13 protein-coding genes are annotated in these 13,829 nt (G+C 53.4%); 5 read left to right on the top strand and 8 right to left on the bottom strand.

Annotation, left to right across the window (positions count from 1 at the left end):
- Positions 1–161 precede the first annotated feature (161 nt).
- The 6 genes from U869_RS0103950 to U869_RS0103925 all read right to left on the bottom strand — a co-directional run bounded on the left by U869_RS0103950 (position 162) and on the right by U869_RS0103925 (position 6,813).
- A complete protein-coding gene (locus U869_RS0103950; RefSeq protein WP_025123684.1) occupies positions 162–1,682 on the bottom strand; it encodes a UxaA family hydrolase in 1,521 nt (506 codons plus the stop codon).
- Positions 1,683–1,699: 17 nt separating this feature from the next.
- Positions 1,700–2,599, bottom strand: a complete 900-nt coding sequence (locus U869_RS0103945; RefSeq protein WP_025123685.1) for a dihydrodipicolinate synthase family protein — start codon at positions 2,597–2,599, stop codon at positions 1,700–1,702.
- 158 nt (positions 2,600–2,757) lie between these two features.
- Entirely contained in the window at positions 2,758–3,516 is a 759-nt protein-coding gene (locus U869_RS0103940) for an IclR family transcriptional regulator (protein WP_025123686.1), read from the bottom strand.
- A gap of 151 nt (positions 3,517–3,667) precedes the next feature.
- Positions 3,668–4,771 (bottom strand): suppressor of fused domain protein, encoded by a 1,104-nt coding sequence (locus U869_RS0103935; RefSeq protein WP_025123687.1) that lies wholly within the window; start codon positions 4,769–4,771, stop codon positions 3,668–3,670.
- Between the two features lie 126 nt (positions 4,772–4,897).
- Positions 4,898–5,782, bottom strand: a complete 885-nt coding sequence (locus U869_RS0103930; RefSeq protein WP_025123688.1) for an oxygenase MpaB family protein — start codon at positions 5,780–5,782, stop codon at positions 4,898–4,900.
- A gap of 56 nt (positions 5,783–5,838) precedes the next feature.
- Positions 5,839–6,813 carry a quinone oxidoreductase gene (locus tag U869_RS0103925; RefSeq protein ID WP_025123689.1) on the bottom strand — a complete coding sequence of 325 codons (975 nt, stop codon included), beginning with the start codon at positions 6,811–6,813 and terminating at the stop codon, positions 5,839–5,841.
- A gap of 117 nt (positions 6,814–6,930) precedes the next feature.
- On the opposite strand from U869_RS0103925, the gene U869_RS0103920 reads away from it, so the two are divergent.
- Together U869_RS0103920 and U869_RS0103915 are read left to right on the top strand one after the other, a co-directional pair.
- Positions 6,931–7,821, top strand: coding sequence for a LysR family transcriptional regulator (locus tag U869_RS0103920; protein WP_025123690.1), 891 nt, complete (start codon positions 6,931–6,933; stop codon positions 7,819–7,821).
- Between the two features lie 20 nt (positions 7,822–7,841).
- The gene (locus U869_RS0103915) at positions 7,842–8,285 is read left to right on the top strand and encodes an acetyltransferase (RefSeq protein ID WP_025123691.1); all 444 of its coding nucleotides are present in this window, start codon (positions 7,842–7,844) and stop codon (positions 8,283–8,285) included.
- A 46-nt stretch (positions 8,286–8,331) separates the two neighbouring features.
- Here the strand turns inward: U869_RS0103915 and U869_RS0103910 are convergent, their stop codons facing one another.
- Positions 8,332–8,979 (bottom strand): TetR/AcrR family transcriptional regulator, encoded by a 648-nt coding sequence (locus U869_RS0103910; protein ID WP_025123692.1) that lies wholly within the window; start codon positions 8,977–8,979, stop codon positions 8,332–8,334.
- 421 nt (positions 8,980–9,400) lie between these two features.
- On the opposite strand from U869_RS0103910, the gene U869_RS0103900 reads away from it, so the two are divergent.
- A complete protein-coding gene (locus U869_RS0103900; protein WP_025123693.1) occupies positions 9,401–9,658 on the top strand; it encodes a YdgH/BhsA/McbA-like domain containing protein in 258 nt (85 codons plus the stop codon).
- A gap of 58 nt (positions 9,659–9,716) precedes the next feature.
- On the opposite strand, the gene U869_RS0103895 is transcribed toward U869_RS0103900, so the two are convergent.
- Entirely contained in the window at positions 9,717–11,015 is a 1,299-nt protein-coding gene (locus U869_RS0103895) for an SLC13 family permease (protein ID WP_025123694.1), read from the bottom strand.
- Positions 11,016–11,242: 227 nt separating this feature from the next.
- Between U869_RS0103895 and amyA the strand changes: the two genes are divergently transcribed.
- Both amyA and U869_RS0103885 read left to right on the top strand, forming a co-directional pair.
- The gene (gene amyA, locus U869_RS0103890) at positions 11,243–12,727 is read left to right on the top strand and encodes an alpha-amylase (protein WP_025123695.1); all 1,485 of its coding nucleotides are present in this window, start codon (positions 11,243–11,245) and stop codon (positions 12,725–12,727) included.
- A gap of 127 nt (positions 12,728–12,854) precedes the next feature.
- The gene (locus tag U869_RS0103885; RefSeq protein WP_025123696.1) at positions 12,855–13,706 is read left to right on the top strand and encodes a PA4780 family RIO1-like protein kinase; all 852 of its coding nucleotides are present in this window, start codon (positions 12,855–12,857) and stop codon (positions 13,704–13,706) included.
- The last annotated feature ends 123 nt before the right edge of the window (positions 13,707–13,829 follow it).

Below are 13,829 nucleotides of genomic sequence, written 5' to 3'. Positions count from 1 at the left end.
ACACATTGAATACTTGACCGTTGGCGAGGCATTATAAGAAACCTCACTCTTTATTATAGACATGGTATTCTCCTGGCTATGTTGGCTACATAGAATGATTTATACGACATCAATTAACTCGATAGCGCCCGCGACTTAATCGAGCACCATCAAAGAAGAGATTACATAATCGAACCGATATTCCATGGCACAAATTCCAGGCTGCCATAACCAAACTGTTCACTTTTGGTTTTTTTGCCCGAAGCCATTTCAAGGATCAGAATATAAAGCCGCTCCCCCGCCTCGGCGATGCTTTCCTTGCCTTCAACCACGTCGCCACAGTTCATATCCATATCTTCCTGTTGACGGTTCCACAGCGTGTTGTTGGTGGCCATCTTCAGACATGGAGTGGGTTTGCTGCCAAAAGCCGACCCGCGGCCGGTGGTAAAACAAAGTAGATTAGCCCCGCCCGCTATTTGTCCGGTAACGGCGATCGGGTCATAACCCGGAGTATCCATAAAGACCAACCCTTTGGCCGTAACAGACTCAGCATATTCGTACACTTCCACCAGATCTGAGGTTCCCCCTTTGGCGATCCCCCCTAATGATTTCTCCAACACCGTTGTCAGCCCCCCCGCTTTATTGCCAGCTGAAGGGTTGTTGTTCATTTCACTTTTGGTGCGTTGACAATAATCCTCCCACCAGTCGATGCGGGCAATCAGCTTGTTGCCGACCTGCTCAGAAATGGCCCGCCGGGTTAATAGATGCTCTGCACCATAAATCTCTGATGTTTCAGACAGAATTGCCGTTCCCCCCTGCTGCACAATTTTGTCTGCGGCATAGCCCAACACCGGATTGGCAGAAATGCCGGAATAGCTATCAGAACCGCCACATTCCAGGGCCAGGATAATTTCAGAAACCGGCACCGGTTCACGTTTGACTAGGTTGGCTTCCTTGAGCATACCATCGATGACGCTAATACCTTTGCTGATGGTCTTCTGGGTTCCCCCAGTATCCTGGATCGTCATGGTATGCAGTGAAGTCCCCTCCTTAAGCCCTTCAACCTGCATGAGATCTTTGATCTGGTTTGATTCGCAACCCAATCCGATGATCAACACAGCGGCAAAGTTGGCATGACGGGCATAGCCACTTAATGTACGACGCATCACAATCATGGCTTCGCTATCAAAGCCGATGGCGCAACCAAAGCTTTGCGGGAGTGCCACAATGCCATCTACATTTGGGTAATCGTCTAACCCGACTTTTTTATAGTGATCTTCTATCGCCCTCGCCACCGTGGCGCTGCAGTTGACCGTCGTCAGGATGCCGATAAAATTACGGGTTGCTACCCGGCCATCTTGCCGTTTGATACCCATAAAAGTGTCTATTTTCTCGGGCTTGGGCAGCGTAACCCTATCCTTACCAAACGCGTAATCACGGGCAAAATCCCCCATTCCCAGATTATGCATATGGATATGTTCGCCTGCTGCGATCGGCTGTGTGGCAAAACCGATGATCTGGCCGTAACGCTTCACCGCCGCCCCCAAGGCAATATCGTACAAGGCAATTTTGTGCCCTTCCGGCACATTATTCAAAACGGTAACTCCTTCGGTGGGTAATAGGGTACCGGCCTTGATGTTGGTTAGCGCCACCACTACATCATCATTGGGATTAATTTTAATAACAGGATAGACATTGCTCATTTCAGTTATCCTCTTGATTATCTAATCGTGTTAAGAATTTTTTTAATCTGTTCAATTTTTTTAGTGGAAAGCTTTTGGGTTGGCGCAACCACTTCCGTTGAAATCTCAACACCACTGGCTTTAATAGCTTCTTTAACAACTCCAAAGAACGGGGTTTCCAAAGCATACAACGAGGAAAGTTTGGCCAGACGACGTTGCAATAAAAAGGCCTTTTCATAATCTTTGCTGATGAAAGCCTGGTAGATACCGCCAGTCACTTCAGGTGAAAAATTGAACGTGGCAGGAATACCGCCATGCCCACCGAGGATTAATGTATCAAGCATATACTCATCGTAGCCTGAAAAAATAACAAAGTTTGGCCTAAAAACGTGAACTCGATTAATAATTTCGCGGGTATGGCTGATGTTATCAATCGTGTCTTTTATACCAACAATATTAGGTACATCCCTGGCAAGACGTGTAATGACCTCAAGCCCAATATCCTGCCCGGTCAGGGCTGGGAAGTTGTATAGAAATACCGGTAACGTGAGAGCTTCGGCAATCGTACGATAGTGCTGATAAATATACTCTTCATTTAACTGAGCGTAGTAAGGGTTAACCACCAATACCGCATCGGCTCCAATGGCCGCCGCATGCCTGCCATAATCAATGGTTTCCGCCGTTCCAGGGGCTGCAATGCCCAACAATACGGTTACTCGCCCTGCTATGTGTTGAACGCAAAACTCTGCTACTTCATAGCGTATCTCTCGGGAGAGGTGACAGAACTCACCCCCGCTCCCCAGGATCAACACACCTTGCGCACCGGCAGCAATAACATGATCAAGTAATAATCCCATACCTTTTCTATCAAGCTTGCCGTTTTCATCCACTACGGTAGGTACCGGTGGGAAAACACCTCTGAATCTATTCACAGTCACCGCCTTAGTTCTATATATGGAACCAATGTTCCGTATAAAGAAAATAATGTGCGAAATGACACCCTGAGTCAATCCGCACAAAGAGTGAACTGTGATCGTTCTCTGATTTTATCGTGTTATTAGTCGATTACTGGCAAGCAGGCTTGGGAGAGGCCTGCTCAGGTTTTGATCGTGGAACTCAGGAGGGAACAGGTATGTTGCACCTGATGAGCAATCTCTTGCCATTTTTCTTCAGGCAGTTGGAACAGCACGCCAGAAACACTGATGGCGGCAATAACGTCACCTTGAGCATTGTGTACCGGAGCGGATATACAACGTACACCGATACTGTCTTCCTCATCATCACAAGCCCAGCCACGACGGCGGATTTCAGCCAGTTGCTGTTTGTAGACTGCTCTGGAAGTAATGGTTTTTTCCGTATAGGCATTAAAGGGTTCGCTATCTGGCAGTAACCCGTCAACCTCTTCCTCTGCCTGCCAGGCTAACAGCACTTTCCCCAACCCGGAACTGTGCAAAGATAATCTTTTGCCCTCCCAACTGCGCACCACAATCGCCTGTGGGCTTTCCATTTTAAGCAGATAGATAGCAGCTCCGCCTTCCAGAACCCCCAGGTGGCAGGTCAGGTTGGTACTATCACGCAACTCAGCCAGCAGCGGAACTGCCACGGTTTTGATATCAAAGTGTTGAATGGCCTTATTGCCCAGCTCGAACAATAACAAACCCAATGAGTATTTATCTCTTTCCTGGCGCAGCATTCCATGAGCCACCATTGCGTTCAGCAAGGTAGAGGTGCTGCTTTTAGGCAACTCAAGCCCCAGATAGATTTGGCTGAAAGTCGCACCGCCCTTCTCAGCCAAAAAATTGCAAACGCGAATGGCTTTATCAAGTGCTGGAACCGCTGTTGTTAATGTCTTCATCAATTGTCAGTTTGCCGGGATATTTATGAGAGACCAGCGCTAATGGTAACGTTTTTAGCAGGATAAGTATTCATTCAATGTTGCGGCGACCGCTCTCGCATAGCGTAAGGTGCCAACAGTGACACCTCCATTTTCTCGCTGACTAGCCCGATTAACCCAATGGCTGGCGTGGGCGGAAGATATGATCGACGCCCTGCTCACGTAACCTGGTTACCAGATCGTGACCACCGTTTGGTGTGGCCTGCGCCAACTCTCGCTCGGCGGCGAATACCGGGCTGGCCCAGAAAATATTCACCGTATCGCCATGCAGCGCGGGTAACACCAGATGTTCACTATAAGGGTAAAACGATGAAGAGAGAATATAGCCTTCATAACCTTGCGGAGCCACCGCCGATGCCAGCGTATGCCCCTCGCCAAACCAGGTGATATTCGCCCAGGGCACATGAGCAAACCCGGCTAGCGCGCTGGCCATCTGCACCGCGTTCTCTTCGGTCATGTACTGTCCATCAATAGCGATCGCCATTTCCATCCGGCGGTACTTGGCAGCCTCGTCATTGAACAGAATTTCCACCCACGGCATTGGCCGAATGCTGGCTCCCATGGTCAGGAAATAGTAAATCCCGTCGCGCTCATGCTGGGTGATGGCCATCGGTGGCCACTTACCCTGATCGATAGCGTAATATTTTACCGAAGGACCAAAGTGCTGTTCGTACTGAGCCTGGTAATCGCTCTGCATTTTTGGCCAGGGATTGCCCTCTTCCCGCTGCCAGCTACGCCAGAACTGCCGGGTATTTTCCGCCAGCGCATATTGTGTGTTGGTGGAAGCGGAGCCGAGCGGATAGGCCAACGGATTCTCTTTGATGCAGCTGGCGGAATAGCAGACCGAGTGATCGATGTACAAACTCCAGCCGGGGATGACGGCCAACAGCTGGCCGTGATACCACAGGGCCGCGCCGTCGTCGCTTTCGCTCCAGATCACCATTAGCCCGGCGGGATCTAGCGGTGCCTCACCTTCCAGGTTACGGCAATACTCTGCCGCCAGCATTGGCGGTTGCCCTGCTTCCAGAGCGGCACGATCTTCCTGCTGCGGAGCCGTACCCAGGTTACGCAGCCAGCAGGCGCGCACCTTGAAACGCTCACTGTATTCTTCCGTTGGGTAGATATAAAAATAGGCGGCCCGGCTATCTTGCTGAACCACCGCGACCAGCGTCTGGTTCTCGTTATTCACTTCAGCAAGTACGTTTGACTCGTTCATATCACCTCAAAGGGTTGATGGCGCAGAAACAGGCTGCACGCTAAAAATAGAATATTTCTCTCGGCCAGTGTAGAACGCATCGCCAATCGGGATCACGTGCAATAGTCTCAAAAGTGTATTAGCAGGCTAACATTGCGCTGTGGCAGCCTTGTTCATCCGCCGCATAGCCCGATGGTAAGAGCCATTGCGTACCGAAGCGCGCAGCACCCGTCCTACACCACCAACCCCGATACGTACCAACCGCCGCCGCGTAGCTCCTGGAGTAAATCCCAGTTGCTGCTGTGCCCAATCCGGCAACAGATCGATACCCGCCTGCATCACCAGTGCGCCAAACGGCCGCGCCAGCGCGCTGGGTGCCGGGGCCGTCAGCAGGATCCGCGCCACTTCCAGCGTTCGTTCATCACAAACCAGCTGTGGACGCATCTGGTGCAGATAGTCGTCGACCGCCGCACAGGATTTAGGGACATTGCTTGCGCCCAAGGCTTCCGCCACTCGAGCCGCTTCAAGGTAATAAGTATCCTGTTGAGCCAGGGAGAGGTGGGGATTGCGATAACGCAGATAAGAGGCCAGAAAACGGCTGCTTTCGGCGACATGCACCCAGGTCAGCAGATGCGGATCGCTGGCGGCATAAGGCTGGCCGTTATTATCCATTCCGTTGACCTGCAAATGGATGGCTTTGACTTTGTCGATCAGGCGTTGCGCCTCCGCACTGGGGCCAAAGGTGGTAACGGAGATAAACTGGCTGGTGCGGCGCAGGCGGCCTAGCATATCCTCACGGAAGTTGGAGTGATCCCACACCCCCGCCAATGCCAGCGGGTGCAACATCTGCAACAGCAGCGCGCTAACGCCACCGCACAGCATCGAGGTAAAGTCACCATGCACCTGCCAGGTGACCGACTGCGGGCCAAACAGCCCTGGGTCGCCCGCCGGATTTTCAAAATCAATCCCACCCAGTGCCAGCCCGGTCAGGCTGAGCACCTGTTTTTCTATCGCTGCGCGTATCACTTCCATCTCGCCATCCGCCCTACTGCCCATGATGCAGTCTAACATGGGGCGAGTTGGCGCTTTTAATCTTGTTCGCTATTGAGCAACACGATTTTGCCAGCAAAACTACGGTCTTCCAGCAGGCGGTGAGCGTCTGCGCCCTGGCTGAGCGGGAAGGTTTCAATATGCGGCAGGCCAAACTCACCGTTCTGCCAACTGGCGAACAGCCGCTGTGCACGTTCCCGTCGTGCAGCACCGCTGTTGAGGTAAGTCCACAGATCGCCGCCCACCACGCCTTTGGAATCCATCATCAGTTGATAGGCCGAAATCGCTGGAGCTTCTCCCCCCGCCATACCGAAGCTCACCACTCGCCCACCAGGGCGCAGAGCATCAAGACTTTGTTGCAGCGTAATACCCACCGAATCAAAACCATACCTCACACCACCAGCCGTCGCCGCCAGGATCTCCTGCACCCAATCCTGTTGATAGGTGTAGGCCGCCGTCGCACCATTGTTCAAGGCGATCTGCTGCTTATGCGCCGAAGAAACCAAAGCATAAACCTGTGCGCCCCTGGCAACCAACATCCGGGTGAGGATTTGCCCAACGCCACCAGCCGCCGCATGTACCAATACTGCATCCCCCGCAGCGACCTGCACGCTGTCATTGATGAGATATTGAGCCGTTAACCCTTGCAACATGATGGCGGCCGCGGCGATATCGCTGAGCGTATCCGGCAGCAACAAAGCATGATCCACCGGCACATTAATGTGAGTGGCATGACAAAACGGCACGTCGGCAAAACCGATACGCTGCCCCAGTTGCCAGCCAGTGACGCCTTCACCTACGGCAATGATGGTGCCGACCCCTTCGTAACCACCGATATGGGGCGGAGTGCCGTGCAGCACATAATTTCCCTTACGGCGATAGATGTCGGCAAAGTTCAGCCCGGCGGCGCTCATCCTCACCTGCACCGCACCAGACGGCACTGCCGGGGTGGGCAATGACAGATAGTGAAGTACCTCTGGCCCGCCAAATTCTTTAAACGCTAATGCCTGCATGGTGTTGCTCCTGACCAAGAGTAATAACTCACTGCGAGTTGATAGACGCAGTATCCCAGAGCGTTATAATGGCGCAAAGCCCCCATTCAGCCTTTCAGAAAACACCATAGGTTTATAATGGACCGACTAACCAGCATGGCGGTATTTGTCCGCGTGGTCGAAAAAGGCAGCTTTAGCGCCGCCGCCGAAAAGATGGCCATCTCCCCTACCATGGTAGGTAAGCATATCCGCTACCTCGAACAGCGGTTGAATGCTCCTTTGCTCAATCGCACTACGCGCCGACAAGGGCTGACGGAAACCGGGCGCGTCTTTTACGAGCGTTGCCGCCGTCTGCTGGCCGATGCAGAAGACGCTGAAGCCAGCGCCCGCGCGCAGCAGATTTCCCCCAGCGGCCTGTTACGGATCAGCGCGCCGGTCACCTTCGGCAACCGCATCCTGACACCGATCCTCACCGAATTTCTGAGCTTACACCCAGAAGTAGAAGCCGAAGTGGTGCTGTCCGATCGCAAAGTCGATTTGATTGAAGAGCGCTATGAAGTGGCATTCCGCATCGGGCCGGTCGCGGATGATGGCCTGGTGGCTCGAGCCTTGCCAGACTACCGCATGACGCTGGCTGCCTCACCACAATATCTGACGCAGCGAGGTATACCGACGGAACCGCAGCAGCTGAACGCCCATAGTTGCTTTGGTTTCAGCCAGTGGGATGGCAACCACTTTTGGCGGTTACAAGGCCCACAGGGAGAGATTAGCGTGCCGGTCAAACCCCGTCTGCGGATGGACTCCGGCGAAGGTGTAAGGCGGGCAGCATTAGCGCACTTTGGCATCGCGCTACATGCTGAAATGCTGCTCAACGAAGATATCGAGGCTGGGCGGCTGGTGCAGGTGTTACCTGATTATTCTCCGCTGCCAAGGCCGATGTATCTGGTCTATCTGCCCGAGCGGCGGCAATCCCCCAAACTGGAAGCATTTATCGCCTTGGCGATCGCCAGACTCTGGGGCCGGACATAACCACTGATTGAGAAATTGCGATGATAACGATAAGAACACGTGTGGCGGCGGATAACGCACAACTGGCAGCGATCTGGCTGCGTTCGGTACGTGCCAGCCACCATTTTCTGAACGAAGAGGATATTGCGCGCCTGTACCCGCAAGTCCTTAACGATTATCTTCCGGCAGTAAACGTCTGGGTGGCCGCAGATCCCGCTGGTGAGCTATGTGGCTTTATCGGGTTGGATGGCAACAAGGTGGAAATGCTGTTTATTGATGACGAGCGGCGTGGCGAAGGCATCGGTAAAGCCCTGCTGGCCAAGGCTGAGGCTATGCATGACCAGCTGTTGCTGGACGTGAACGAACAAAATCCACAGGCATTGGCGTTTTATCAGCATTATGGCTTCGTGGTGACCGGCCGCAGCGAACTGGATGGCCAAGGCAAGCCCTTCCCATTGCTGCATATGCAGCTGGCAGAAAGCTAAAACTGGCCCCTTGCTCGCAACGAGTTAGGGGCTGTTTAGCGGCAGGTCAAACTTTATTGCCCACCTGGCTCAAACGCGGCCACACCATCATGGTGGTTTCCAGCAGTTGCAACAGATCTGCTCGGCTGGCCCCTTCACGTGCCTGCGCCGACATCCCGGCAATCATGCAAATAATGTACTTCGCCAATAAGGCGGTGTCGGTACGAGCCAGCAGCTCGCCCTGCTTTACTTTGCGATCGAAGCAGGCCTTCAGGCTGATTTCCTGCGCATGGTGTTTGTTGCGCAGCATCTCGGACAGGCCGTTGGAATCGTCGGATAAGGCGGCGTTGGCACAAACCATAAAGCAACCGGCTGGGTTTTCCGGATCGGTAAACACCTCTGCCGATGTACGCAGATAGGCTTCAACGATGTCGGCGATCGGTAACTCCTGGGCCAGCAGGTGGTTGTAGCCTTCGACGTAGCGGCTCAGATAACGCTCAACCGCGGCGCGAAACAGCCCTTCTTTATTGCCAAACTCCGCATACAGCGTTGGCGCTTTGGCCCCGGTCGCTTCGACCAGATCGGCCAACGAGGTGGCTTCATAGCCATGACGCCAGAACAGCTCAAGCGCTTGCTCAACGGCTTGGTCGCGATCAAACTGCTTCGGCCTGCCGCGAGTTTTCTTCGCGCATGCTTCTTCATTATTGATACTCATAGACCCTCACTTTCCCGGTCGCCCAACTCGGGCGCAATAAATAAATTATCGATCGGTATAAAAAATAGTACGCCGCTGATGATAAGCGAGCAACGTTTAATTAGCGATTGGTAAGCAATGCGGCCAATCATGCCCTCAATCGAGTAGAAAACCCTCTTCAATCCGGACTGCTTCTTGCTACGTCATGGTAAAAGAATGCCCAAAAAAGACATGTAGTCATTAAATAACAATGCATTATAGAAATTTCGCATCATAGAACGCTTTCCAGGCAGCTCACAACAGCACGATTTAATTAACGACCACTAAAAAAACATTTGCAATCTCCCAAACAGGAGCCTAACATTAAGTTATCGACCGTTAAGTAATTAAACGGCATAACGCAAAAACTTGTATTGCTCATCTAGAGATAGGAAACCAGATTATGAAAAACCTGAAAATGACCATCGCAGCCATCGCACTCGCTTCAGTTTCTTTCGGTAGTTTCGCCGCAGAGTTGGTCAACAGCCAACCGGCAGAATTGCAGAAATCCGGCGTGATCACCGTGAGCGGTGCTTCTAACCTGAGCTCGCTGGAAAACAAACTGGCAGCCAAAGCCGATGCGGCTGGCGCCAAATCTTTCCAGATCATCGCCACAACCGGTACCAATAAACTGCACGGCACCGCGATTATCTACAACTAATCGTTAAACCGTTTTACGCAAAGAGGCGGCCTTGGTGCCGCCTTTTGCTGTTGCGGTATCAGCCAAACCAGCCCAATAGCCCGAACCACAGATAGTCCAATGGCACCAGCAGCCCAAAGGTCAACAACGCCAGCAGCAGGCATAATTTCAGCCCTTCATGCGGCGGAACCTTCCCCATCCCCATTGCCACCACAATCGGTGATGCCTGATACGGCAGCAGCGGTGTGGCATAGCCAATCACCTGCGTCATCAATACCGTAGTTAGCGGCAGGCCGCTCCCCTCTGACAAAACCTGCGCCAACGGTGTAAACAATGCCGGTACGCCATTGGCCGTCACCACAAAGTTCAGCAGCGTCGTGATACCAATCAGCATGCCAAAAGCGGTAAATGGACGATCCTGGGTCTGCGGTATGACGTTCAGCACGGCATTGCCTAGCCAATCCCCCAAGCCGGAATGGCTCACCAAAGCCGTCAACCCAAGGATCCCTGCCACATAGAGACAGGTGCGGATGTTGGCACCAGCAGCAAACTGCTCCCCCGTCAGAAAACCAATACGCGGCAACAGACAAACGCAGGCAGCGGCCAGACCCACCCAGGCGGGAGCGATACCGTGCCAGCTATCGGTGATCCACAGCAACACCGTGATCAGCAGCAGCGCGATTAACCGCCATTCCGCAGCGCTAAGCGCACTCTGCTCGGTGGTTTTTGCTACCGGCTGTGGTTTGGCACGGAACAGCCAGCAGATACATAACGTCAGCAATGCGCCTTTTGCCAACCCCAGGATCGGCGCATGCAGCAACAGGTAGGATAGATAGGTGAAGTGAATGCCGTAAGCGCTTTCTGCCGCCCCGCTCATCACCAGATTAGGCACGTTGGCAGGCAGAATACTGGCCGAAAGTTGGAAGGTACCGAACCCCACCGCCAACGCCAACCCGTAACGGCCTCGCGATCCTTCCGCCAACCCGGCACGCTCGGCCAACGCCATGATGATCGGCATCAGCAGGGTAATTCGCCCCATATTCGACGGCATGACAAAGGCCAGCGCATAGCTGATGGCCACCACCCCGCCAACCAACCTTGGCCAGGAGCCAGCCAGTAGCGGCAGAATACGATTAGCCAACCTATCGGCCAACCCGGTAGCACGGATCGCCGTTCCCAACACGAAACCACTCAGTACCAGCCAGAATGCCGAGGAGGCAAACCCGGAGAACACCACCGCCGTCGGCGCTAACTGCAACATCATCACCACAGCAAAAAACAACAGCGCAACCAGATACTCCGGCAAACGCGAGGTTGCCCATAAGGCGATCACCACCAAAGTTACCAGCGCGGAAACGCCCATCTGGTAATCCATCATCACGACTCCCTGTTAACGTTAGTATTTTGTTATCAACCGGTTATATCTTCACATAACGGAGACGCTGGTAGGGTGAAACGGCTCACAGTTCGCAGCCAGCAGGTAAATCGACCCTACTCTCCCCGCGCCAAGAGGCTACTCTGCTTGCAGGCATTTTCCCTTTTGCCAAAAGTGGCCCATGCTTAAGCCTGACACACTCTTATGCTGACAAACCGGGATGCTGACTGATGACGAAAAAGACCACGCTGCTACAGTTTTTCCATTGGTACTATCCTGACGGCGGCAAGCTATGGCAGGAGGTCGCCGAGCGAGCCCCTGAGCTGGCCGAGCTAGGCGTGACCGATTTGTGGCTGCCACCGGCCTATAAGGGAGCGGCTGGAGGCTATTCGGTAGGGTATGACAGCTACGATCTGTTCGACCTGGGGGAATTTGATCAAAAAGGCACCCGCCCCACCAAATATGGCGATAAAGAGGCGTTAACCCAGGCCGTTAACCGCCTGCGCGAGCATCATATCGGGGTGATTTATGACGTGGTGTTCAACCACAAGATCGGGGCCGATGAAAAAGAGCAGGTGCATGTCTATAAGGTAGATGAAGACAACCGTAACGATATAGCCGAAGAAGGCCTCGACGCGTTGGCCTACACCCGCTTCACCTTCCCTGGGCGCCAAGGAGCCTATTCCAAATTTATCTGGGACTACAAATGCTTCAGCGGCGTCGATTATATTGAGCAGCCGGATGACAAAGGCATCTTCAAGATTGCCAATGACTATGGTGAAGAAGGCTGGAACGATCAGGTTGATGACGAAAACGGCAACTTTGACTATCTGATGGGGGCCAACGTGGAGTTTCGTAACACCGCGGTCGTCGAAGAGTTAAAATTCTGGGCGCGCTGGCTGATGGAAACCTTGCCTTGTGACGGCTTCAGGTTAGACGCCACCAAACATATCCCGGCCTGGTTCTTTAAAGACTGGGCCGATCATGTCCGCGATTCGGCTCAGCGCGATCTGTTTATCGTGGCAGAATACTGGTCGCACGATTTGGCGGCATTACAACAGTATTTAGAGCTGGTCGATGGTAAGGTGATGCTGTTCGACGTGCCGCTGCAGTTGAAATTCCATCTGGCGTCAAAACAGGGAGATAGTTACGATATGTCGCAACTGTTTACCGACACGCTGGTTGCCGCCGATCCTGCTCATGCGGTAACCCTGGTGGCAAACCATGATACCCAGCCGTTGCAGTCGCTCGAAGCCCCGGTCGAACCCTGGTTCAAACCGCTAGCCTACGCGATGATCCTGCTGCGTGAACAAGGCGTTCCTTGCCTGTTTTACCCGGATCTGTACGGTGCCAGTTATACCGATCAAGGCGATGACGGCCAGGAATACCCGATCGAAATGCCGGTGATTGGCGAACTGGAGAAACTGATCCAGGCACGTCAGCGCTTTGCCAACGGCGAGCAGAACGACTATTTTGACGACCAGCACTGTATCGCTTTCAGCCGCGCTGGCACTGCCGAAGCACCAGGTTGCGTGGTGGTGATGACCAACGGGGCCGAAAGCAGTAAAACCATTGCGTTGGGCGAAAATTTTGCGCATAAACCCTGGCGCGACTTCCTCGGCAACCGCGAGGACGATATCATGACGGATGAGCACGGTAGCGCGGCCTTCCCGGTCAACGGCGGCAGCGTTAGCGTCTGGGTGATTGCCGAATAAGCGTCAGGTCGCCGGGTGACAATGTATCACTCCGGCGGCAAAACCAAATTTTGCCTTTTTGGTCTGATTTTTCAGCTAGACCATAAGCAGATATTCACAGCGGAGCCTAAATAGGGTACAAGGCTGCATGAAAATTCCAAAACGACTCCAGCCATTGGTTGATGATGGTTTAATCGACGACGTCATCCGCCGTTTGAAAAGTGGCAAAGAAGCCGACGTATTTATCGTGCGTTGCGGCAATGACATCCGCTGCGCCAAAGTTTACAAAGAAGCCGACAAACGTAACTTCAAGCAGGCCGTGAACTACCAGGAAGGCCGCAAGGTGCGTAACAGCCGTGATGCTCGTGCCATGAGCAAAGGCTCCAAATTTGGCCGCCAGCAGCAGGAAGAGGCCTGGCAGAATACCGAAGTGGATGCGCTGTATCTGCTGGCGAAAGCTGGCGTACGCGTGCCGCAGCCGGATATCTGTCTGGACGGTGTCTTGTTGATGGAGCTGATCACCGATGAAGAAGGGCTGGTAGCACCGCGCCTGAGCGACGTGACATTAACGCAAGAACAGGCGCTGCACGATCACGCCCTGATGATGAACTACGCGGTGCGCATGCTATGTGCCGGGCTGGTTCATGGCGACCTGTCCGAATTCAACGTGTTGATGGACAAGAACGGGCCGGTAATCATCGATCTGCCGCAGGTGGTAGATGCCGCCGCCAACAACCATGCCAAAAGCATGTTTGAGCGCGATATTAACAACATGACGCACTATTACGGCCAGTATGCGCCGCAGTTGCTGAGCAGCAAGTATGCCAAAGAGATTTGGGCGCTCTACCAGGAAGGTAATCTGACGCCAGAGACCGAACTCACCGGCAAGTTTGTCGAAACCACCAAGCGGGCTGACGTTGACTCCGTATTGGAGGAAATCCAGGCCGCCAGTGATGAGCATCAACGGCAGCTGATGGCGCGTAGCGAAAACGAAGAGTAAGGAATAACGCCCCTTACCCTAACTCAAACTAACACGGGCGCAGCATGCGGCGCCCCTACATAGCCTCTGCGCCTGAATACGATACCGTACCTGCTCCCTCGCCCTTTGGGAGTGTACAGACCG

It is taken from the genome of Serratia sp. H1w (genome assembly GCF_000633355.1).
Taxonomy (GTDB): domain Bacteria; phylum Pseudomonadota; class Gammaproteobacteria; order Enterobacterales; family Enterobacteriaceae; genus Chania.
Note: the sequence above shows the minus strand (reverse complement) of the source record. Positions and strands in the feature narration are given on the sequence as shown.

Bases quoted from the DNA above. Each gene is read 5' to 3' on its own strand.
- U869_RS0103950 (WP_025123684.1), bottom strand. From the start codon at position 1,682: ATGAGCAATGTCTATCCTGTTATTAAAATTAATCCCAATGATGATGTA.
- U869_RS0103940 (WP_025123686.1), bottom strand. From the start codon at position 3,516: ATGAAGACATTAACAACAGCGGTTCCAGCACTTGATAAAGCCATTCGC.
- U869_RS0103935 (WP_025123687.1), bottom strand. From the start codon at position 4,771: ATGAACGAGTCAAACGTACTTGCTGAAGTGAATAACGAGAACCAGACG.
- U869_RS0103930 (WP_025123688.1), bottom strand. From the start codon at position 5,782: ATGGAAGTGATACGCGCAGCGATAGAAAAACAGGTGCTCAGCCTGACC.
- U869_RS0103925 (WP_025123689.1), bottom strand. From the start codon at position 6,813: ATGCAGGCATTAGCGTTTAAAGAATTTGGCGGGCCAGAGGTACTTCAC.
- U869_RS0103920 (WP_025123690.1), top strand. From the start codon at position 6,931: ATGGACCGACTAACCAGCATGGCGGTATTTGTCCGCGTGGTCGAAAAA.
- U869_RS0103915 (WP_025123691.1), top strand. From the start codon at position 7,842: ATGATAACGATAAGAACACGTGTGGCGGCGGATAACGCACAACTGGCA.
- U869_RS0103910 (WP_025123692.1), bottom strand. From the start codon at position 8,979: ATGAGTATCAATAATGAAGAAGCATGCGCGAAGAAAACTCGCGGCAGG.
- U869_RS0103900 (WP_025123693.1), top strand. From the start codon at position 9,401: ATGAAAAACCTGAAAATGACCATCGCAGCCATCGCACTCGCTTCAGTT.
- U869_RS0103895 (WP_025123694.1), bottom strand. From the start codon at position 11,015: ATGATGGATTACCAGATGGGCGTTTCCGCGCTGGTAACTTTGGTGGTG.
- amyA (WP_025123695.1), top strand. From the start codon at position 11,243: ATGACGAAAAAGACCACGCTGCTACAGTTTTTCCATTGGTACTATCCT.
- U869_RS0103885 (WP_025123696.1), top strand. From the start codon at position 12,855: ATGAAAATTCCAAAACGACTCCAGCCATTGGTTGATGATGGTTTAATC.